This is a genomic window from Flavobacterium sp. RNTU_13 (genome assembly GCF_046614455.1).
Lineage (GTDB): Bacteria > Bacteroidota > Bacteroidia > Flavobacteriales > Flavobacteriaceae > Flavobacterium.
Map to the genome: position 1 here is coordinate 529,474 of NZ_JBKJHB010000002.1, position 23,612 is coordinate 553,085.

16 protein-coding genes are annotated in these 23,612 nt (G+C 44.2%); 11 read left to right on the top strand and 5 right to left on the bottom strand.

From position 1 onward, the window contains the following. Positions 1 to 3 precede the first annotated feature (3 nt). Positions 4 to 687 (bottom strand): NUDIX hydrolase, encoded by a 684-nt coding sequence (locus tag ACLI08_RS07475; protein WP_411427845.1) that lies wholly within the window; start codon positions 685 to 687, stop codon positions 4 to 6. Between the two features lie 232 nt (positions 688 to 919). Between ACLI08_RS07475 and ACLI08_RS07480 the strand changes: the two genes are divergently transcribed. The 11 genes from ACLI08_RS07480 to ACLI08_RS07530 all read left to right on the top strand — a co-directional run bounded on the left by ACLI08_RS07480 (position 920) and on the right by ACLI08_RS07530 (position 18,502). Continuing rightward, positions 920 to 3,949: a SusC/RagA family TonB-linked outer membrane protein gene (locus ACLI08_RS07480; protein WP_411427846.1), complete on the top strand. Its 3,030-nt coding sequence runs from the start codon at positions 920 to 922 to the stop codon at positions 3,947 to 3,949. A 19-nt stretch (positions 3,950 to 3,968) separates the two neighbouring features. Then, on the top strand, positions 3,969 to 5,534 hold the full coding sequence (locus ACLI08_RS07485; RefSeq protein WP_411427847.1) for a RagB/SusD family nutrient uptake outer membrane protein: 1,566 nt from the start codon (positions 3,969 to 3,971) through the stop codon (positions 5,532 to 5,534). A gap of 101 nt (positions 5,535 to 5,635) precedes the next feature. Further along, on the top strand, positions 5,636 to 7,192 hold the full coding sequence (locus ACLI08_RS07490; RefSeq protein ID WP_411427848.1) for an alpha-N-arabinofuranosidase: 1,557 nt from the start codon (positions 5,636 to 5,638) through the stop codon (positions 7,190 to 7,192). Between the two features lie 17 nt (positions 7,193 to 7,209). Further along, the gene (locus tag ACLI08_RS07495) at positions 7,210 to 8,703 is read left to right on the top strand and encodes an arabinan endo-1,5-alpha-L-arabinosidase (RefSeq protein ID WP_411427849.1); all 1,494 of its coding nucleotides are present in this window, start codon (positions 7,210 to 7,212) and stop codon (positions 8,701 to 8,703) included. Positions 8,704 to 8,773: 70 nt separating this feature from the next. Beyond that, on the top strand, positions 8,774 to 9,742 hold the full coding sequence (locus tag ACLI08_RS07500; protein WP_411427850.1) for a glycoside hydrolase family 43 protein: 969 nt from the start codon (positions 8,774 to 8,776) through the stop codon (positions 9,740 to 9,742). Between the two features lie 6 nt (positions 9,743 to 9,748). Continuing rightward, a complete protein-coding gene (locus tag ACLI08_RS07505; protein WP_411427851.1) occupies positions 9,749 to 10,756 on the top strand; it encodes an arabinan endo-1,5-alpha-L-arabinosidase in 1,008 nt (335 codons plus the stop codon). A gap of 17 nt (positions 10,757 to 10,773) precedes the next feature. Continuing rightward, positions 10,774 to 12,753, top strand: coding sequence for a glycoside hydrolase family 127 protein (locus tag ACLI08_RS07510; protein ID WP_411427852.1), 1,980 nt, complete (start codon positions 10,774 to 10,776; stop codon positions 12,751 to 12,753). A 30-nt stretch (positions 12,754 to 12,783) separates the two neighbouring features. Further along, positions 12,784 to 14,763, top strand: coding sequence for an alpha-L-arabinofuranosidase C-terminal domain-containing protein (locus ACLI08_RS07515; RefSeq protein ID WP_411427853.1), 1,980 nt, complete (start codon positions 12,784 to 12,786; stop codon positions 14,761 to 14,763). 83 nt (positions 14,764 to 14,846) lie between these two features. After that, entirely contained in the window at positions 14,847 to 16,535 is a 1,689-nt protein-coding gene (locus ACLI08_RS07520; RefSeq protein ID WP_411427854.1) for a ribulokinase, read from the top strand. Then, entirely contained in the window at positions 16,522 to 17,220 is a 699-nt protein-coding gene (locus ACLI08_RS07525) for an L-ribulose-5-phosphate 4-epimerase (RefSeq protein ID WP_411427855.1), read from the top strand. The genes ACLI08_RS07520 and ACLI08_RS07525 overlap by 14 nt, the downstream gene beginning before the upstream one ends. Before the next feature lie 109 nt (positions 17,221 to 17,329). Continuing rightward, complete coding sequence (locus ACLI08_RS07530) at positions 17,330 to 18,502, top strand: aldose epimerase family protein (protein WP_411427856.1); 1,173 nt, start codon at positions 17,330 to 17,332, stop codon at positions 18,500 to 18,502. A 462-nt stretch (positions 18,503 to 18,964) separates the two neighbouring features. Here the strand turns inward: ACLI08_RS07530 and ACLI08_RS07535 are convergent, their stop codons facing one another. From ACLI08_RS07535 to fsa, 4 genes are all read right to left on the bottom strand, one after another. After that, on the bottom strand, positions 18,965 to 20,887 hold the full coding sequence (locus ACLI08_RS07535; RefSeq protein WP_411427857.1) for a glycoside hydrolase family 97 catalytic domain-containing protein: 1,923 nt from the start codon (positions 20,885 to 20,887) through the stop codon (positions 18,965 to 18,967). A 127-nt stretch (positions 20,888 to 21,014) separates the two neighbouring features. Then, entirely contained in the window at positions 21,015 to 21,971 is a 957-nt protein-coding gene (locus tag ACLI08_RS07540; RefSeq protein WP_411427858.1) for a transketolase family protein, read from the bottom strand. Positions 21,972 to 22,071: 100 nt separating this feature from the next. Then, complete coding sequence (locus ACLI08_RS07545) at positions 22,072 to 22,914, bottom strand: transketolase (RefSeq protein WP_411428011.1); 843 nt, start codon at positions 22,912 to 22,914, stop codon at positions 22,072 to 22,074. 15 nt (positions 22,915 to 22,929) lie between these two features. Then, on the bottom strand, positions 22,930 to 23,595 hold the full coding sequence (gene fsa / locus ACLI08_RS07550) for a fructose-6-phosphate aldolase (RefSeq protein WP_411427859.1): 666 nt from the start codon (positions 23,593 to 23,595) through the stop codon (positions 22,930 to 22,932). Between the last annotated feature and the right edge of the window lie 17 nt (positions 23,596 to 23,612).

The window sequence follows — 23,612 nt, forward strand, 5'->3', positions numbered from 1 at the left end:
GTTTTATAGTTTAAAGGTAAAGCCGTCTGATACTTTACTGTTGTACTTTTCCTGGTCAAACATATATAGGAATGATCCTTTGCGGGATGATTTCATGTCTTTTTCTTCGGTTTTAACCAAAATATCTAACCCGTTTATCTTATTTATAAAGTTACGCTTGTCCAGCTTTTCACCCAGTATGGCTTCGTATAAAGACTGAAGCTGCTTCATGGTAAACTTTTCCGGAAGCAGTTCAAAACCTACCGGTTTGGTAGAAGCACGGTAGCGCAGGCGCGTAAGGGCGTTTGCTACCATAATATTGTGGTCGAAAATTAGGCTGGGGAACTCATTAATATCAAACCATTCTGCCGAGAAGTTAGAGTTTATCTCGGTATGCTCTGTAATATTAATAAGTGCGTAGTAGGACACCGAAACCGTTCTGCCTACAGGATCCCTGTCTAGCGCACTATAGGCGCGCAGCTGTTCCAAGTATACATTACTAAGTCCTGTAAGGTGGTGTAGTACCCTGTTAGCCGACTCATCCAGGGTTTCATCGTCTCTGAGGAAACCGCCCATAAGCGACCATTTTCCTTTTTCGGGTTCAAAATCCCTTTTAATCAGTAGTATTTTTAGATTCTTTTTATCGAATCCAAATATAATACAGTCTACTGCTAAGAGCACTTTTTCTTCTTTGTGATAACTATTCATTGGTTTCTGAATTGGCGGCAAGTTACTAACAACGGGAACAAATAGCAAGAATATTGCAATTTTGGCATAAAAATACATTTTTTCTGCGAGAACGATATAGTATTACGAGGTTATTAGATTATTTCTTTTAATTTTTAAAAAAATGAAAAAAAGATTTGCTTTTTTAAACAATCTTTAATTAAATTTGGAAGTGTAAAAAATACATTTATTAAACGAACCAAATTTTAATTTTATGATGGCATTAACCACATTATTAAAAGACACCGCCGGCAGGGTATTAAAATCCAGGTTAGCCGGATTTATGTTTGTATTCTTTACGGTACTCACAGCATCAGCCCAAAGTACTGTAACAGGAACAGTAACATCATCTGACGATAAAATGGGACTTCCCATGGCCAGCGTTACTGTAAAAGGAACTTCAAACAGTGTGTCTACAGACCTTGACGGGGGCTACTCTATCAAGGCAAACGCAAACGATGTATTAGTATTTTCTTACGTAGGTTTCGCGTCTCAGGAGATTACAGTAGGTAATCAAACTGTAATTAATGCAAAACTATCTGCATCGGCTACCCAGCTAGACGACGTTGTAGTGGTAGGTTACGGAACCGCTAAAAAATCCGACCTTACCGGTGCGGTAGGTGTAGTAAAAGTTGAAGATGCTAAGAAAACCATTACTTACGATGTGGCAAAACAGCTTCAGGGCCAGGTAGCGGGTGTTACAGTACAATCGTCTGGAGAGCCGGGTGGTTTTGTAAACATTAAAATCCGTGGTATTTCATCTTTTAACAACAACAACCCGCTATTTGTAATAGATGGCATGATTACCGATGCACCTTATGATTTTGCTCCGGGCGAAGTTGAATCTATGCAGGTATTAAAGGATGCATCTTCGGCTGCTATTTACGGGGTTCGTGGCGCAAACGGTGTAGTAATTATTACTACTAAAAAAGGTAAGGCCGGTAAAACCAGTATTAACTACCGCGCTTACACAGGTTTCCAGACCGTGGCAAAGCGTATACCGGTTACAAACAGGGAACAGTATCAGCAAATTACTAACCAGGCATACCTTAACTCTGGTCAGGCTATACTTCCGGGTAACGACCCGAGCAGCCCGTACTTTATTAAGAATGTAGATACTAACTGGCAGGATGCTGCTTACCGTACAGGGCAGGTAGATAACCACGCGCTTACGTTTACAGGTGGTGCCGAAAACATGAACTACAGTGTAAACGTAGATTACTTTAAAAACACCAGTTACCTTAAAACGCCTCAGGCTTATGAGCGTTATGCAACTACAGTAAATGTAGGCGGGCAAAAAGGTAAATTTAAGTACGGTGCAAAACTGGGTTACACAGATTCTGGTAAAGAAAACTTTAACTCGTACAACGGCGAATCTCAAATTGGTGCGTTACTAACCGCCATACCTACAATGCCGGTGTACGATCCTAACAGACTTGGTGGCTACGGTGGTACAGATAACCTTACACAAAGGGCTATTGTACTAAACGTTATAGGATGGAATAACCTGCTACAAAACAACTCAAAAAGAAATCGGTTTATAGCTAACGTTTGGGGTGAGCTTGAACTTGTTAAGGGCCTTAAGTACACTACAAGGATTACAGCTGATCAGCTCAATGCTAAAAACAGGCTTTATGTGCCACAGAGTGATCTTGGGTGGTATTATATTACTACTAAAGAAGAAGCGTCGTTAGATGTAAACACCACAAAAAACACCAGGACCATTATGGATAACCTCCTTAACTATGACGTTGCCTTTGGAAAACACAGGTTAAGCTTGATGGGTGGTATGGTTATGGAAGACTGGAAAAACGAGTACCTGTGGGCACGTGGTGTAGGTTACGATGTTAACGAAATTTCTCATATTGAATATGCCGATGATATTTCGGGAGGTGAAAACTTTGCAAGGGAAACAAGGCTTTCTTACTTGGGTAGAGCAGATTATAACTATAATGAAACCTACTATCTTTCATTAAACTTCCGTCAGGATAAGTCTTCTAAATTCTCTAAAAAGAATAATGTAGGTAATTATTATTCAGTGTCTGGTGCGTACAAAATCAGCAACGATCTTAAGCTGCCAGATTGGTGGAATACTCTTAAGCTAAGGGGTGGTTACGGTCTACTGGGTAACAACACTATAGCTAACTACGACTATGCTGCGGTGGTTAATCCATTTGCCGGTTATAATTTTAATAACCAGCTTGCTCCCGGTACCATAGTAGTAGACCTTAAAGACCCTAATATTAAATGGGAAGATGTAACTACTGCTAACGTTGCATTAGAGTTTGCCATGTTTAAAAACAAATTACAGTTTACTACAGAGTATTATGTAAGAACTTCAGACGACATCCTTGCCGGTCAGCCACTGCCATATTCTACAGGTGCTTTCCCTGCTAACATTCGTACCAATGTAGGTAAAATGAGGAATACAGGATGGGAATTTACCTTAGGTTACACCAACCATGATAACGATTTTAAGTGGGATGTAAACGCTAACCTGGGTCTTCTTAAAAACGAAGTCCTTAAAATATCTAACGACGGACTTCCAATTTACGGCGCAAACTCTATTACAGAGGTAGGTTATAGTATAGGCGAACTGTATGCCTATAAGGTAGAAGGTATATTTCAGGATGCAGCAGATGTAGCCAGCCATGCTAACCAGCCAGGTGCACAGCCGGGTGATATTAAGTTTAAAGATATAAACGGCGACGGAAAAATTACTGATGACGACCGCACACGCCAGGGTGTTACTATACCAAAATACAGCTACGGTTTTACCTTTAATGCAAGCTATGAAAACTTTGATATTAACGTATTCTGGCAAGGTCATGGAGGTAATAAAGTGTATAACGGTTTATACAACAGCCTGATGATAGGAGGCCTTATTAACCACCATACAGACGAGCTTAATTACTGGACTCCGGACAATACAAACACTAACGTACCGCGCCCTGATGTATTGGAAACAAACGCTAACGCAAGGCCGTCAGACCGTTTTATCCAAAAGGGTGATTACCTAAGGCTGCAAAACCTTCAGCTGGGGTACAATGTTCCGCTTGAAAAAAATAAATTTATAGAGCGTATTCGTTTATTTGCACAGGGATCTAATCTTGTTACCATAACTCCTTATAAAGGCGTAGACCCTGATTTTAATGCTAACGATGGATTATTCTCAAGAGGTTTTGATCCGGGATCATTCCCTAACCCAAGAACAATTTCATTTGGTATTGAAGCTAGTTTCTAAAAAAAAATATGAAAAAGTCATGAAAAAAATATTTACTCTAAAAAATGCAATACTACTTCCGGCACTGGCACTAACGCTTACCGGTTGTGTAAAAGAGGAGGACCTGGTACAGGTAGATCCTAACTTTGACAGCGAAGCTAAATTTTGGAAGACCGAAGATGACGCGTTAAAAGCAGTAAACGCTGTATACGGAAGTTTACTAACAGATGGTACCTATATGAGGAGTACGCCGCTACTACTGGATGGTAAGGCAGACGACTCCCGTAGTAACAGTCCGTGGGCTGCTATGGCAAACGTGGGTAGGTTTAACTCCAGTATTGCAGATGCCTCTATTTACGGATGGGCTTATGAAACCTACTATCAGGGTATATACCGTGCTAACCAGGTGCTGGATAATGTACCGGGTATAACCTTTGCAGATGAAGCATATAAAAACCGAATTTTGGGCCAGGCGTACTTTTTAAGGGGGCTTTACCTGTTCCACGCGGTAAATATGTTTAAAAACGTACCTATCCCGCTTAGTAGCGATGAGGTATACCACCCGCAAAAAACTCAGGAAGATGGCTGGGCTCAGGTAAAAGCAGACCTTACTAAGGCTGCAGAGCTGCTACCTGTCGCCTACGCCGATGTTACCGGCCCAGACCAGTCAGATAAAGGCCGTGCTACAAAAGGTGCTGCGCTTGCTTACCTTGGTAAGGCACAGTTATTTACCAAGGATTACGCAGGGGCTAAAACCTCTTTTGAAAGTGTGATGAATCTTGGTATATATTCACTGGTTTCAAATTACAGGGATAACTTTACTACTGCTAACGAAAACAACTCAGAGTCTATTTTTGAAGTACAATTTAGCCGCGATGCCGGTGGTGTAGGACTAGGCTGGGGTGGTGCACCTGCATCTAACTGGGGTAAAACCAGTGCCCGTGCCATTACTTATGCACCACGCAGCTTCGGGTGGACAGATATGCAGCCTACATGGGCACTGTTTAATGAATTTAAGGAAGAGGCAACAACATCGGGAGGTGTAGACCCAAGGCTGGATGCTACCATTATATACAACAAACCGGGTATGACGCTATACGGCAGGTCGTTCCAGGAAGTGTATGCAGCAAGCCCTGCAGACCTTAATGACCTTTTCTGGAGAAAATATGAAAATGCCGATGGCGAGTTTGCTAATGAGTACGACTGGAGGAGTGGTATTAATGAGCGTTTGCTACGCTATGCCGATGTACTGCTTATGTACGCGGAGTGCTTAAACGAACTAGGCCAAACCACCCAGGCTTACAGCTATATTCAGCAGGTAAGGACCAGGGTAGGACTGCCAGACCTTGCTACGGTAAAACCAGGAATGAGCCAGGCACAAATGAGGGAGCAGATAGGACATGAGCGTTTCCTTGAATTTGCTGCCGAAGGCCACCGTTTTGACGATATTCGCCGTTGGGGCTGGTTACAGGATGCTTCTAAACTGGCATGGCTTAAAACGCGCGATGCAGAGTTTAATACGTATCAAACCGGTAGGGAGTATTTCCCAATACCACAGCTGGAAATGGATAACAATCCGGGTACCCAGCAAAACACAGGGTACTAATACAATACATTTTTTCAGTTTTGATGCCGTGCGGCGGGTATGTGAGGGCCCGCCGCACAGGTATTAAAAAAAGCCAAATTTTAAACTCCAAACTCACTTTTATGGGCAAACAAAACACAATTTTTACCACATTACTTTTTACTGCTGTTTCTATATTGCCATCAGGCATTAGCGCGCAGCAAAAAGCAACGGTAAGCATTACTGCAAAGGCCGATGCGCCTACGATAAACAAGCATATTTACGGGCATTTTTCTGAACACCTGGGGCGTTGTATATACGATGGGTTTTATGTGGGCGAAAGCAGTGCTATACCAAATACACATGGTGTACGGAACGACATTATTGCAGCACTGAAAGAACTGAAAATACCTAACCTGCGCTGGCCTGGTGGTTGTTTTGCCGATACCTACCATTGGAAAGACGGTATCGGGCCAAAGAACCAAAGGCCTACTATTGTAAACCAATGGTGGGGTGGCGTTACAGAAGATAATAGTTTCGGTACGCATGACTTTCTTGATCTATGCGAAACAATAGGCACAGAGCCCTATTTGGCAGCAAACGTAGGCAGCGGTACCGTACAGGAATTTGCCGAATGGGTACAGTATGTAAACCACGGTGGCAAAAGCCCAATGAGCGACCTTAGGAAAAAGAATAACCGTGAAACCCCATGGGGTGTTAAGTTTTGGGGTGTAGGTAACGAAATGTGGGGATGTGGTGGTAACATGACTCCTGAGCACTATGCAAACCTATACAGGCAATACGCTACTTTTATGGGAGACTGGTCTAACAGTGGTAAACTGTTCCGTATAGCGTCGGGTGCTAATGCGGGGGACTATCACTGGACAGAGGTATTAATGCGAGACATTCCTAAAAATATGATAGAAGGTGTTGCACTGCATTCATATTCTGTAATAGACTGGAATAATAAAGGTTCAGCCACTAAGTTTGACGAAAAACTGTATTTCTCAACCATGAAGTCGGCTTTATTTATGGATGAGCTGGTAACCAAGCACGCCGCCATAATGGATAAATACGATCCGGAGAAAAAAATAGCCCTTATTGTAGACGAATGGGGTGGCTGGTACGATGTGGAAGAAGGTACAAATCCTGGTTTCCTGTATCAGCAAAATACCATGCGCGATGCTATGATTGCCGGTTGTACGCTTAATATTTTCCATAACCATGCAGACAGGGTGCGTATGGCTAACCTGGCACAGACTGTAAACGTATTGCAGGCAGTAATACTTACTAAGGGAGATAAAATGCTGCTTACACCTACCTACCATGTAATGAATATGTACAAAGTACATCAGGATGCAAAGTTGCTTCCGGTTACAGTTTCTGCTGCTGAATACAAATTAGGTAACGAATCGTTGCCCGCTATTTCTGCATCTGCTTCGGTAAAGGATGGCAAAACGCACATTTCATTGGTAAACATCCATGCTAAAGAAAAAGTAACTACAGACATTAACCTATCGGGTCTTAACCTAAAAGATTTTACTGCTAAAATCATTACTTCAGGTAAACTACAAGACTGTAATACGTTTGAAAATCCAAATGCAATTACACCAAAAGCGTTTAAAGACTTTAAATACAAAAACGGTACACTAAGCGTAACGCTTCCTCCATTCTCTGTAGTGGTTTTTGAAGCTAAATAACACAAGACAACATTGCTATGAATACAATCATTAAAAATATAAATAAATTGATGCTTTGCCTGTTAACGGGTATGGCGGCAGTATCATGCGGGGGAGATGATCCTGCACCAAGCGGTAATAACAACGGAGGCGGGGGCGGAGGCACCACAGCGTTTGATATTAATACCATTACTGATACCTATCCGGGGTATGGCCCATCTAACGTATACCAGTGGGGATATCGTAACGTACACGATCCTTCTGTTCTTAAAGATGGTGACACCTACTACTGTTACAGTACAGACGTATGTTACGGTGCCGATATACGCCCGGGAATCCAGATAAGAAAATCAAAAGACCTTATTAAGTGGGATTTTATGGGCTGGGTGTTTAATTCGCTGCCATCTCAGGGTGCTAATTTTATAACCAGTAGCGGAGGCACTCCTTTTAATTCGCTTTGGGCACCTTACATTATGAAGGTGGGTAGCGAGTACAGGTTGTATTACTCTTTGTCTTCGCCTACCGCACGCCTTAGTGTAATAGGTATGGCTACCGCCAGCGCGCCACTTGGTCCATGGACAGAGAAAGGCCTTGTAGTAACTTCTAAAGACGACAGTACCGTACAAACTAATGCTATAGACCCTACTGTGGTTATAGACCAAAGTGGCCGACACTTTATGTATTACGGCTCTGCGTGGGATGGTATTTACAAGCTGGAACTTAACCCTTCAACCGGTTTGGCGAAGGCTAATGGAGATAAAGGTATCAGGGTAGCGCAGCGCGGATTTACTAACGGCGTAGTAAATGGAAACATTGAAGGGCCGGAGGTTATTTATAACCCAACGTTTAATAAGTACTACCTTTTTATATCATACGATTGGCTACAAACCAAATACAATGTGCGTGTAGGCCGCTCTGATTCGCCGGAAGGCCCGTTCCTTGATTATGCAGGAAACGATATTAATAACGTTCAGGACGATAGCCCTATGGTACTGGCTCCGTATAAATTCAACAACCAATCGGGTTGGCAGGGTGTAGCTCACTGTGCCGTATTTAGCGATGGTAACAACCAGTACTATATGGCGCACCAGGGCAGGCCGGGAGCCGACAGCTTTTATATGGACCTGCACGTACGTAAAGTATTGTGGACTGAAAACGGCTGGCCTGTAGTTTCTCCGGAGCGCTATGCTGCGGTAGAGCAAACCGCCATTACGGCTGCAGATATTGCCGGTAACTATGAGCAAATTGTACTGGGGTATAATGTAGTGCCTGGTTATGCCGAAACTCAGGTAAGCCCCGATTTTCAGTCGTCTGTGTCAATGACGCTGGATGCTGCGGGAACCATTAATGGTAATGCCAATAACCACTGGACGTACAGTGCACCGTGGATTACCCTTACATGGGGTAACGGATTTACCGATAAGGTATATGCAGAACGCGGTCGCGACTGGGAAAATAAAGTGGAGAGCACCATACTGTTATCGGGCTTAAACAATGCCGGTACAGCAGTATGGGGTAAAAAAGTAAACTAAAAACACTGTCGGCCTTAACGTATGTAAGGCCGGCTTTGTTTAAAGTAACCGATAAACAACACACACAATTATGAAGAAGATAGGTTTGGTTTGTATGGCTGCCGTGCTTTCATTGGCTTGTAACGCACAAAAAAAAGCGGTTACCGCCAAAGAGCCGGTGTTAAACAACCCTATTATAAAAGATACTTACATGGGCGATCCTGCTGCGCTGGTGTATAAGGATTCGGTATACCTGTACGCAGGGCATGATGAGGCACCAAACGATTTCAATTTCTATAAGATGAACGAATGGCTGGTGTACTCCTCTGCAGATATGGTACACTGGAAATCTCATAGAGTTCCGCTAAAAGTAAGCGAGTTCAGTTGGGCAAGCGGCGATGCGTGGGCCTCTCAGGTAATAGAAAGAAACGGTAAGTTTTACTGGTACGTATGTGCAGAGCATAAAACAATAAAGGGGAAAGCCATAGGTGTAGCGGTAAGTGATTCGCCCTTGGGGCCGTTTAAAGATGCCTTAGGACATGCACTTATAACAAATGACATGACTACCCAAACGCAAATTACATGGGATGATATAGACCCAACGGTTTATATAGATGATAAAGGGCAGGCCTACCTGTACTGGGGAAACACCGTGTGCCACTTTGTTAAGCTAAAAAAGAATATGACCGAAACCGAAGGCGACATACAAACGGTAGACCTGCCTCATTTTACCGAGGCTCCGTGGATACACAAACGAAACGGCTGGTACTACCTTTCTTATGCTTACGAGTTTCCTGAAAAAATAGCCTATGCCATGAGCAGGAGTATAGAAGGCCCGTGGGAATATAAAGGTATACTAAATGAACTTGCCGGTAACTCTAACACCAACCACCAAAGTATTATAGAGTTTAAAGGTCAGTGGTATTTTATTTACCACAATGGTGCCATTCAGCCAAATGGCGGCAGTTTTCGCCGTTCGGTTTGTATAGACAGGTTGTACTATAACCCGGATGGTACTATGAAACGAGTAATAATGACCTCAGAAGGCATTCAAAAGTAACAGCGTATGAAAAAGCAATGCTCATTTCATTGGAGTATATTCATTTTGTTTTTCGTTTGCGGTAGCGCTTTTTCGCAGAAGGCGCTGCCGGCAATCGAAACGGTGGTACACGACCCGGTAATGATTCAGCAGGGAAACATATACTACCTTTTTTGTACCGGTCACGGCATATCGGTATACTCATCGCCAGATATGAAAAACTGGACGCCTGAAAAACCTGTTTTTGCAGAGCAGCCAAAATGGGCCACTACGGTAGCACCTGATTTTAAAGGGCACATCTGGGCTCCCGATGTAAGCTATCACAATGGGCAGTACTACCTGTACTATTCAGTGTCTTCGTTTGCTAAAAACACCTCTGCCATAGGGGTGGCAACTAACAAAACCCTGAATCCGAAAGATAAAAATTTTAAGTGGGTAGACCACGGCATTGTAATAGAATCTGTACCCAATCGCGACCTGTGGAATGCTATAGACCCTAATTTAATACTTGATGAAAAAGGCGTTCCATACCTTACGTTTGGCTCGTTTTGGGATGGGCTTAAAATGGTTAAGCTAAATCCTGATTTAACTTCTATAGCAAAGCAACCGCAGGAATGGCATACTCTGGCGCGCAGGGAGCGCAGTTTTAAGCTGGACGATAAAGATCCCGGAGATGCCGCGCTGGAAGCGCCGTTTGTGTTTAAAAAAGACGGTTGGTACTACCTGTTCTTATCATGGGATTTTTGTTGCCGTGGCGAAAACAGTACCTATAAGGTGGTTGTTGGCCGCAGCAAAACCGTTACCGGACCGTATGTAGATGCCTCGGGCAAAGAACTTTTTCAGGGTGGTGGTAGACTGGTTATTGAAGGCAATAAAAACTGGGCGGGTGTAGGCCATAACAGCGCGTATACCTTTGATAATAAAGACTATTTGGTTTTCCATGGGTACGATGTTTCAAAAAAAGGTACACCTAAACTGATTATTAAAGAAATACAGTGGAAAGAGGGTTGGCCCACCGTACTGCCTATGGACTAATTTTCTGTTACAGTTACATGAAAAAAAATATACTATACAGCGTACTGGCACTCGTAGCGTTTAACGTTACGGGCTTTGCACAGTCTGGTACTAAGAGTGAGGCAGCCACTCAAAAACCTATTGGGTATCCTATACAGGCAGTGCCCATAAGCCAGGTTAAGGTAACCGATGGGTTTTGGCTGCCTATTATAAAGCGCGTACAGGAAAAAACCATTGCCTACGCCATACAAAAATGCACTGAGGAAGGCCGTTTTGAAAACTTTCTTATTGCAGGCGGTGTAAAAAAAGGCGAGGTAAAAGGTCAAATGCCTTTTGACGACAGCGATGTTTACAAAATTATTGAAGGCGCGTCTAACTCGCTTATCAGCGCACCCGATGAAAAACTTGAAGTGTTACTGGATTCGCTCATCAGCATTATAAAAGTAGGCCAGGAGAAAGATGGTTACCTTACCACCTGGCGTACCATTAACCCGGCTAAGCCACCTGCCCCCTGGGTAAAGGTAGAGAAAGGTGAGCGTTGGGAGTATATGAGTATGAGCCATGAAGAATATAACGCCGGGCACATGTACGAAGCTGCTGCAGTACATTACTGGGCTACAGGAAAACGTAATTTTCTGGATATTGCGCTTAAGAATGCCGACCTTTTTGTAAAAACCTTTGGCGACAAACCGGGGCAAATACTTGCCGTACCGGGGCACGAAATCATAGAGACAGGGCTTATAAAACTGTACCAGATTACCGGTAAGGAAGACTACCTTAAACTGGCTAAGTTTTACCTGGACCACAGGGGAGACCCTAATAAAAAGGAACAATACGGTGCCTACGCGCAAGACCATCTTCCGGTTACAAAGCAAGATGAGGCGGTGGGGCATGCGGTGCGTGCCGTATACCTGTATGCGGGAATGACCGATATTGCAGCTATATATAATGATGCTGCCTACCGCGCCGCCATAGATAAGATTTGGCATAACATGGTAGAGAAGAAAATTTACATAACGGGGGGTATAGGTGCCCGCCACGATGGCGAGGCTTTTGGCGACAACTATGAGTTGCCAAACCTAACCGCATATAACGAAACCTGTGCAGCCATAGGTTCGGTGTACTGGAACAACCGCTTGTTTAACCTTACAGGAGATGTAAAATATACCGATGTGCTGGAGCGCACCATGTATAACGGGCTTATTTCGGGTATGTCGTTAAAGGGGACCGAGTTTTTTTACCCTAATGCACTGGAGAGCGACGGTAAGTACCTGTTTAACCGTGGAGCGTGTACAAGGTCGGCTTGGTTCGACTGTTCGTGCTGCCCTACAAACCTTATTCGCTTTATTCCATCTATCCCCGGACTTATTTATGCCCAGCAAGATAATACTCTTTATGTAAACCTTTACATGAGCAACAACGCACAGGTAACGCTGGCCTCTCAAAACGTGGAAATAAGCCAGCAAACCGCCTACCCTAGGGATGGTGCCGTTAAGGTTACCGTTACCCCGGAGAAGCAGGGGGTGTTCACTTTAAAACTGAGGGTTCCGGGCTGGGCGAGAGATGAGGTAATGCCGGGCGGATTATATCATTATACTACATCACTTAAAGCGTCACCTCAATTATCCATAAATGGAAAAAAGCAAAGTTTAGCCATTAACGACGGTTACTATACCATAGACCGTACCTGGAAAAAAGGCGATGTGGTTGCGCTTACATTCCCAATGGAAGTTAGGGAAGTACAGGCCAGTGAAAAAATAGCGGAGGATAAAGGTAAGTTAGCCTTAGAGCGTGGCCCGCTAGTGTATACGGTAGAAGCTGCTGATAACGCTGATATGAAAGTTGCAACGATAAATTCGCGGACTAAATTTACGGTAAAAAAAATGCCCACACTCCTTAAAGGAATTTACACGATTGAGGGAAAAACTAACGGAAAAACATTTACAGCCATACCGTATTACACCTGGAGTAACCGCGGTGTTAACGAAATGAAGGTATGGTTGCCGGAGTCAAAATAAAGTAACTAAAAGAACAAACTGAATAATACAATGAAAAAACACGTTTTAAGAAATGCTGCGTTTTCGGCTATTGCGCTAAGCGGCCTTTTTGCCACAGCACAGCAGAACAAGTATGTATTGGATACCAAAGAAACAGGCGTAAAAATTCAGCCTACCATGTACGGTATTTTCTTTGAAGATATTAACCTGGGGGCCGATGGCGGGCTTTATGCCGAAATGGTAAAAAACCGTTCGTTTGAATTTGACACCCCGCTTATGGGATGGGCTCAGCCAAACAGCGATAAACTTTCCTTAAACAAAAAGTCGGGCTACGCCAATGTTGTAGAGGCTAAAAAATCAGGAAATAAAAACTACGCCAGCATAGAGGTAAACGATGATAAGGGGTACAGCCTTATTAATGAAGGTTTCCGCGGCATGGGTATTAAAGAGGGCGATGCGTACAATGTTTCAATAATGGCTGCGAACCAGGAAGGGAACATAAGTAAAATTAACTTTCAGTTTTTAGACGAACAAGGTAATGTAGTGGCGGAGACTTCGGTAAGCCCTGCAGGTAAAGAATGGAAAAAATATACCGCCCAAATGAAAGCTACAAAGACCGTAGCTAAAGGTAAGCTTAGGGTAACGTTTACGGGTAAGGGTATTATAAATATAGACATGGTTTCTATTTTTCCGCAGGATACCTGGAAAAACAGGCCGGGAGGATTACGTAAAGATTTGGTGCAAAAACTATACGATCTTAACCCGGGCTTCCTGCGTTTTCCGGGCGGATGCATTGTAGAAGGCCGCACGCTGGAGCAGCGTTACCAATGGAAAAAAACCGTAGGTAATGTAGACGACCGCGAAACCCTTATCAACCGCTGGAACGTAGAGTTTGACCACAAGAAAACACCGGATTATTTCCAAACATTTGGCCTTGGCTTTTTTGAATATTTTCAGTTGGCTGAAGACATAGGGGCAGAGCCGCTGCCGGTACTAAGCTGTGGTATTGCCTGCCAGTTTAACACTGGTGAGCTTGTGCCACTTGCCGAGCTGGATCCGTATGTACAGGATGCACTGGACCTTATTGAATTTGCAAACGGTGCCACAACAACCAAGTGGGGTAAACTGCGTGCCGATATGGGACACCCGCAACCTTTTAACCTTAAAATGATAGGTGTAGGTAACGAGCAGTGGGGGCCTGATTATATAGCGCGCTACAAAGTGTTTGAAAAAGCCATCCGTGCTAAATATCCTAACATAAAAATTATTTCGGGTAGTGGGCCGTTCCCTTCTGGAGAATACTTTGATTATGGCTGGGAGCAACTAAAACAGCTTAAGGCAGACTACGTAGACGAACACTACTACAACAGCCCTGACTGGTTTAGGAAAAACGCTACCCGTTATGACAAGTACGACCGTAAAGGGCCAAAAGTATTTGCAGGGGAATATGCAGTACAAACCGTAGACATAGCCAGCCCTGATAACCGTAACAGTTGGGAAACAGCGCTTTCTGAAGCAGCATTTATGACCGGACTTGAGCGCAATGCCGATGTGGTATACATGACCAGCTATGCGCCGCTGTTTGCCCATGCCGATGGCTGGCAGTGGACGCCAGACCTTATTTGGTTTAACAACCTGCAGAGTTATGCCACGCCAAACTACTACGTACAAAAATTATACGGTAACAATGCCGGTACTAACCTGCTATCGCTTACTGCAGATGGTAAAGCGGTAACAGGCCAAAATGGTATGTACGCCTCGGCTGTGCTGGATAAAGCCAGTAACGAAATCATTGTGAAACTGGTAAATACGTCAGATAAAGCGCAAAGTTACAGGCTGGATGTAAAGGGTAAAAAACTGGCAGCAGAAGGTAAAATGACGGTACTTAAAAACGAAAACCTTAAGGCAGAAAACGATTTTACTAAAGAAACCGTAGCGCCTAAAGAAAGTAAATTTAAAACAGGCAAGAGCAAGATTGAGTCCGAAATTCCTGCTTATTCTTTTGTAATCCTACGCGTAAGAATTTCGTGAAAAAATATAAGTGTAAAAAATACATTTATTAAAATAGAATCTTATATTTGTAAATAAAACAAAACACACAATTATAGGCTACAATGAAAAAGTATGTAATAGGATTAGATTACGGTACAGACTCGGTAAGGGCAGTACTTATAGATACAGAAAATGGGGCAGAGCTTGCTTCAGACGTGCATTGGTATGCCCGCTGGAAAAAAGGGATGTACTGCGATGCACCTTCAAACAGGTTCCGTCAGCACCCTTTAGATCATATTGAGGGTCTTGAAAATACTATAAAATCAGTAGTGGCTACCAGCGAGGTAAACCCTGAAAGTGTAGTGGGTATTTGTATAGATACCACGGGGTCGTCACCTGTGCCTGTAACAAAAGATGGTACACCGCTGGCACTGGTTCCGGGCTTTGAGGAAAACCCTAATGCCATGATGGTGCTTTGGAAAGACCATACCTCCATTAAAGAAGCAGGTGAAATCAACGCGCTTGCAGCTTCATGGGGTGGAGAGGATTTTACCAAGTACGAAGGGGGCATTTACTCGTCTGAGTGGTTCTGGGCTAAGATTCTTCACATTGTTCGCGAAGACGAAGCGGTTAAAAACGCTGCACATACCTGGATGGAGCATTGCGACCTCATGACGTATTTGCTTGCCGACCAAAAAGACCTTACAACCTTTAAGCGCAGCCGTTGCGCTGCAGGGCACAAAGCCATGTGGCACGAAAGCTGGAACGGGCTACCGCCGGAAGAATTCCTTTCGCAACTGCACCCGTACCTTGCTACGCTAAGGGGTAATTTATATGATGAAACCTATACCAGCGACCTTGTTGCAGGTAACCTTAATGCCGAGTGGGCCGAAAAGCTTGGACTGACGACTAAAACCGTTGTTGCTGTAGGTACCTTTGACGCGCACTCTGGCGCGGTAGGAGCTAAAGTAGACGAAAACGTACTGGTACGTATAATGGGTACTTCTACCTGCGATATAATGATTGCGCAGGATAGTGCCATTGGTACCAATACCGTAAAAGGTATCTGCGGACAGGTAGATGGCTCTGTTATACCAGGGCTTGTAGGCCTTGAGGCAGGTCAAAGTGCCTTTGGTGACGTACTTGCATGGTTTAAAAATGTGCTTTCTTGGCCTATAGATAACCTTGTACTTACATCAAGCATCCTTACTGATGAGCAAAAAGCCAAGCTTGCCGACGAGATAGATGCTAACTTTATACGTACGCTAACCAAGCAGGCAGAGGCGATTCCATTGCATGAAGCCGTTCCGGTAGCGCTCGACTGGGTTAACGGCCGCCGTACTCCTGATGCTAACCAAGAGCTTAAAGCTGCTATGACCGGTCTTTCGCTGGGTACTAAGGCACCACATATTTTTAAGGCGCTTGTAAACGCTATCTGCTTCGGATCTAAAATGATTGTAAATCGTTTTGAATCAGAAGGCGTTAAAATTACCTCGGTAATCGGTATTGGTGGTGTGGCACGTAAGTCGCCATTTATTATGCAAACACTTGCCAATGTACTTAATATGCCTATTAAAGTTGCCGAAAGCGACCAGGCACCGGCACTGGGTGCTGCTATTTACGCTGCCGTAGCTGGTGGTGTGTATGGTGATGTAATTGAAGCCAGCAAAAAAATGGGTTCTGATTTTGAGGCAGAATATTTCCCGCAAACAGACCAGGTAGAAAAATATGAGCTGCTGATGCAGTCGTATGCTGAGCTGGGAGGTTTTGTAGAAAACGTTATCAAAAAGAAAGAATATGTCCATATATAAAGACCTGAAACAGGAGTGTTATGAAGCCAATATGCAGCTCGATGCGCTGAAACTGGTTATCTATACTTTTGGTAATGTAAGCGCGGTAGACCGCGAGCATGGCGTTTTTGCCATAAAGCCGAGCGGCGTGCCTTACGAAATCCTGAAGCCGGAAGATATTGTAATTGTTGATTTTGACAATAACATTATAGAAGGCAGCATGAGACCATCCTCTGATACAAAAACGCATGCGTATCTTTACAAGCACTGGGAACACATAGGCGGTATTGCCCATACCCACGCTACGTACTCTGTAGCATGGGCACAGGCACAGCGCGATATCCCTGTATTTGGTACCACGCACGCCGACCACCTTACAGCAGATATACCGTGTGCTTCTCCTATGGCAGACCACTTGATTCAGGGGAACTACGAGCACAATACAGGTATCCAGATATTGGACTGCTTTAAAGAAAAAGGGCTTTCTTATCAGGAAGTAGAAATGGTATTGCTGGGCAACCACGGGCCGTTTACCTGGGGTAAAAATGCTGCCAAGGCAGTGTATAACAGCAAGGTGCTTGAGGCGGTGGCTGAGATGGCCTACCTAACCTTACAGATTAATCCTGCGGCACCACGCCTTAAAGATTCGCTAATACAAAAACACTACGACCGTAAGCATGGTAAAGATGCTTACTACGGGCAGTAGTTTACAATTATTTTACCGATATTGTCCTCACAGGCTTGTCCGGGGAAAGCACAGTGCTTAACCGGGCAATATCGGTAAACATAATGCTATAACACAAACCAAAATTATCATGAAAAACGTGAAAATAACCTTGTGCACGCTAATGGCCGCCTCATTGCTTTTTAGCTGTAAGGAAGAAAAAAAAGAAGAACCAATGACCGAAACTACCGCGCCCGTCGCTACTAAAGCAGGGATTGAAAAATCTGATTATGCCACTACAGCCGAAGGGGTGAAAATTGAAAAATACACCCTTACCAATGCTAACGGTATGAAGATGGAAGTAATCACTATGGGTGGAGATATCCTTTCGCTTACCGCTCCGGATAAGGATGGTAAGTTTGAAGATGTGGTATTGGGTTATACTTCGCCTGATTTATACCTTACGTCTAACCCGTACTTTTTTGGTGCGGTGATAGGCCGTTATGGTAACCGTATAGCTAAAGGTAAATTTAGCCTTGATGGTAAGGAATACCAACTTACTGTTAACGATGGCCCTAACTCGCTACACGGTGGTAAAGGCTTTGACAAAAGGGTATGGACTGCAGAGCCTGTAGAGGGCGATGCGCCAACGCTTAAGCTTTCTTATACGGCTAAAGATGGCGAAGAAGGCTACCCGGGCAACCTTAAAGTAACCGTTACCTACGTGCTTACTAACGACAACGCCCTTGAAATTAAATACGAGGCTGAAACCGATAAGAAAACAGTGGTTAACCTTACGCAGCACAGTTACTTTAACCTGAGCGGCAAGTTTAAAACCATCCTGGATCATGAGCTTGAAATCAAGGCAGATAAATTCCTTCCGGTAGATAAAACGCTTATCCCTACAGGCGAGCTTAAAGCCGTTGCAGGTACACCGTTTGACTTTACAACTGCCAAAGAAATAGGTAAGGACATTAATGCTAAAGACGACCAACTTGAAAAAGGCGGGGGATTTGACCACTGCTGGGTATTTACAGACAGCAGTAAAAAGGTTAAGGAAGTGGCAAGCCTGTACCACAAAGCATCAGGGCGTTATATGCAGGTATTTACAGACGAGCCAGCAGTGCAGTTTTACAGCGGTAACTTCCTCGATAATACAAAACCAAGCAAAGCAGGTGGTAACTATGAAAAACGCAGTGGCCTTTGTCTTGAAACACAGCATTATCCGGATTCGCCTAACCAGCCGAAATTCCCTACCACAGTGCTGAACCCGGGAGAGAAATATACCTCTACCACCATTTACAAATTTTCTGCTAAAAAATAGCATCTAATGATAGTTTGTTAGGTTAGTTACAATAAGTTTGGGTTACTTATTTGCTAATGATACCGGTTCCTGGCAGGGAACCGGTTTTTTTATTTTGTTTTTGTTTGACACGAATTACACGAATTGCACGAATTTTCGATTCCCCCCCCCCCGGCTTTTAGCCACTCCTCCGTATGGGGATTTTTTGGTAACACAGAGCTACACGGAGGAAGCACAGAGATTCACGAAGTTTTATATTAAGTAAACAAGATTGCGCTCAAAGCGCAAGAACACAAAGCCGGGCGTAATTATCCGACACGCTTTGTACTCTCACACCAAAGGTGTAATCTCTTTTTCTCTGTGAATCTCTGTGCTTCCTCCGTGTAGCTCTGTGTTCCTTTTTTATAAGAGCTTTTTCAGAGACATAAAAAAACAGCCCTGTAGGGCTGCTTTTTCATAATGGTAATCGGTATTGGTTTACGTTTAAAACTTCATAATAAAGCCACCGTATGGTTTTAGCGTTACCGTAGTTTTGCCCGGTTTCACGGCTGTTTTTTCAAACAGTTGCCCGTTACCGTCGGTTATTTTGTATCCGTCCTTTTTAATGAACGAAAGGTCTATGGTAAGGTCTTTGGCTTTGTTTTCGCCGTTAATGCCTGTAATGAACCAGGTATCGCCCTTACGGCGTGCCATAACCACATCCTTACCCGGAAAACCTGCCAATAGTTTGGTTTCGTCCCAAGCCACAGGAATGTCTTTCAGGTAATCCACAACATAGTCTGGCATATGGCTCATACCTTTTGGTGTTTCGGCAAGGTGCTGTATGCCCGAAAGGAACAGGGTAGGGAGTGCCAACTCAAACGCGCTGGTGCTCCTGCGGTTAATTCTTGGTATTTCGTACAGTGCCATTGGTGTAAAGTCCATTGGGTCGAACAGGTTACGGCCAAAGGGTAGCATGGCCATGTGTGCCGGTGCTTCATCGGCTACTTTTTGTTCAAACGAAATGAATTCAAAACCTTTAATAGCCTCGGCGGTCATAAGGTTAGGGTAGGTGCGTTGCCAGCCGCGTGGCAGGGTAGCCCCGTGGAAGTTAACCAGTATTTCGTGCTTCAGCGCCGACTTCAGGATGTCATGGTAGTAGGCAATCATACTCTGGCCATCGCCACCGAAAAAGTCGATTTTTACACCGGCTACCCCTATATCGTGCAGCCACTTAAACTCTTTATCACGGCTTTCTTCGGTAATAAATTTGTCTTTAGGGCCATAAGGCACGGTGTTCCATGTACCGGCAGAGTTGTACCAAAGGATAATCTTTACATTACGTTCCTTACCATAGGCAATAAGTTCTTTAACCTTGTCGATACCTATACGTTTGTGCCAGTCGGCATCAATAAGGCAGTATGGCCAGTGCATTTTCTGGGCGTAGTCTATAAACTCTTTAGTCGTTTCGTAGTTAACCGAATCATCTTTAAGTATGGCCCAGCTCCAGGCAGCGTTGCCCGGATGCACAAAATCGGTTTTGGTGGTAACCGCCTTATCGGCAAGGTCTGTACCCAGGGTAGACTCGGCAATATCAGCAAGGCTGCCTATAGCAATCACGCGCCAAGGTGTTTGCCAAGGAGTTTTTGCTTCAGGGTAAAGTGCCGCAGTAGGGGCAAAGCGCTCTTTATCTTGCGGGAACACGATTTTCATGGCTCCCATTTCTGTGCTATAGTCCAGGTGCGATGCGCAGTAATTACTGCCCAGTCCGGTTTCGGTAACGGCAAGCCACGTGTCACCCTCATTAAACAGCGCAGGGAATACCCATCCCTGGCCTATAGGCGCCTTAGTGTCTACCGGAACGCCCATTTGATAGTATTCTTCGTAGGCAGGGTTACACTGTTCCCAACCTGATTTTGCTTCGCTCATGGGCTGAAGCCACGCTTTTACATCTTTATTAAAATTGAATGATGTTTTTTCTTCGGTAATGTACTTTACATCGCCAGACGGATCAGGGAAACTGTAGCGGAACGCCACACCGTTATCTGAAACATTAAAAATAACGTCCATTTTTTCACCCTTATCGTTTTCAAGGTGTAATACTTTTTGGTTAGCCGTGTAGGTAATATTTGTTTTTTTACCCTGTAGCATGGTGTAGCTATCGGTAATCTTTCCATTATCCCCTACAGATGTTTCTTTAAGATTATTAAAAAAATCCGCGTCTTTGCGTATAACACCTACTAAAGAGGTGTCAATCACTTTTTGGTTGTTATTTTTTACAACATACCAGGCCTGCTTACTTTTATTAAGGCCAAAATCTACCTGCAGTTTACCGTTTGGGCTCGTTACCATACCGGGTGCTTTACTGCCCGATGCGCACGACGCCAGGATTAAAGCGAGGGTAGCAACGCTAACGTACTTTTTCATGGTTTTTTAAAAATTTGGTTATTAGTAAAACGTTTGCGTGAGTTTTTGTAAAAAAGCCACTTTAAAGAGCTATTGGCTCAGTAAAATGGCTTTGGAGTTGAATTTAATAAATGGTTTTTTTAGAACATTATTTTTTACGTGCAATAACCTTTTGTACGGCTTTAACAATGTGTTCTGCATCAAGGCCGTATTTTGTCATTAGCTGTGCCGGGGTTCCGCTTTCGCCGAAACTGTCGTTTACCGCTACGTACTCCTGTGGTACAGGGTTGTTAGTAGCAAGCAGTTGGGCTATGCTGTCGCCAAGGCCACCAAGGCGGTTGTGCTCTTCGGCAGTAACCACGCAGCCGGTTTTGGCTACTGATTTAAGTACTGCTTCGGCATCCAGTGGCTTAATGGTGTGGATGTTGATGATTTCTGCATCAATACCCAGCTCGGCTAGTTTTTCACCAGCTTGTATGGCTTCCCATACCAGGTGGCCTGTAGCGAATATCGATACATCGGCACCTTCGTTTACCATCCATGCTTTACCTATTTCAAACTTCTGGTCAGCATCGGTAAATACCGGCACTACCGGACGACCGAAACGCAGGTATACAGGGCCCTCGTGCTCTGCAATAGCTATAGTAGCGGCTTTAGTCTGGTTATAATCGCATGGGTTTATTACCGTCATACCCGGAAGCATCTTCATAAGACCTATGTCTTCAAGGATCTGGTGAGTAGCACCGTCTTCACCCAGGGTAAGACCCGCGTGCGAAGCACATATTTTTACGTTTTTGTCTGAATAGGCTACAGACTGGCGTATCTGGTCGTATACACGACCGGTAGAGAAGTTAGCAAATGTTCCGGTAAACGGAATTTTGCCACCTATGGTAAGCCCTGCCGCTATGCCAATCATGTTAGCTTCGGCAATACCCACCTGTATAAAACGCTCCGGGAACTCGTTTATAAAGTCCTGCATTTTTAGCGAGGCAACAAGGTCTGCACACAGTGCCACCACGTTTTCGTTTTTCCTGCCCGCTTCAAGCAATCCGGCTCCAAAGCCAGAGCGCGTATCTTTTGATTCTGTATAGGTATATTTTTTCATTAGTTTTTCATTTAAGAATTTAATGATTGAAAGATTTAAAAATTCAGGATGTCATCCATCACTACGAATCTTTCAATGTTTAAATTTTTCAATCTTTAAATTAATAATCTCCAAGTGTTTCCTCAAGTTGTACAAGAGCAGCTTCAAGCTGGGCATCGTTTGGTGCGGCACCGTGCCATTTGTGGGTACCCATCATATAGTCTACACCAAAGCCCATATCGGTTTTTAGCAGTATCATAATTGGTTTGCCTTGGCCTGTAAGCGATTTGGCATGCGCCAGTGTTTCTACAAGAACCGCCATATCGTTGCCGGCACTTTCTATTACCGTCCAGCCAAAGGCTTCAAATTTACCTTTAAGGTCGCCTAGCGAAAGTACTTTGCTGGTAGGCCCGTCTATCTGCTGACCGTTATAGTCTACCGCACAAATAAGGTTGTCTACCTGGTTGTGCGGGGCAAACATAGCCGCTTCCCAAATCTGGCCTTCCTGAAGCTCGCCATCGCCAAAAAGAGCGTATACAAGTTTGTTATCGCCGTTTAGTTTTTTGGCAAGTGCAGCACCTACGGCTACACTCATGCCCTGGCCAAGAGAACCCGACGCAATGCGTACACCCGGTAGGTGTTCATGCGTGGTAGGGTGCCCCTGAAGGCGCGAATCCAGCTTACGGAATGTAGCCAGTTCCGCTTTATCAAAGTAGCCTGCGTGTGCCAGTACGCTATAGAAAAGCGGAGAAATGTGTCCGTTTGAAAGGAAGAACAGGTCTTCGTTTGTACCGTTCATGTCAAAGCCTTCTTTGCGATCCATGGCGTTAAAGTACAGTGCGGTAACATAATCAGCACAGCCCAGCGAGCCACCCGGGTGGCCACTCTGGCAGCCGTGTACCATACGCACTATGTCTCTGCGTACCTGGCTTACTATAGCCTCAAGTTTTTTAATATCGGTTATCTTTTCCATAAAATATTAAGCGTTTTTAGAAGCCGCTGCCGCGTGGTCTGCAAGGAATTGTGCAAGTCCGTTATCGGTAAGCGGGTGTTTAAGTAAGGCAGTCATAGCGCTAAGCGGGCCTGTCATTACATCGGCACCTATTTTAGCGCAGTTTACAATGTGCATGGCATGGCGTACAGATGCTGCCAGGATTTCGGTTTCGTAACCGTAGTTATCATAAATCTGGCGGATTTCCTCAATAAGATGAAGGCCGTCTGTAGAAATATCATCGAGCCTGCCCAGGAACGGCGATACATAGGTAGCACCTGCCTTAGCGGCTAGTAATGCCTGCCCGGCAGAAAATACAAGGGTAACGTTAGTTTTAATCCCTTTTTCAGAAAAATATTTTGCAGCTTTTACGCCGTCTTTTATCATAGGTAATTTTACCACTATGCGCTCGTGTAGTGCAGCAAGAGCTTCGCCCTCGCGTATCATGCCTTCGTAGTCTGTGGCAATAACCTCTGCGCTAACATCGCCATCGGTAATTTCGCAAATGGCTTTGTAGTGGTTAATAATGTTCTCGTGGCCTGTAATGCCTTCCTTTGCCATAAGCGAAGGATTAGTGGTAACCCCGTCCAGGATACCCATTTCATGGGCTTCCCTGATTTGGTCAAGGTTAGCAGTGTCAATAAAGAACTTCATATACGTGTGAGTTTTAA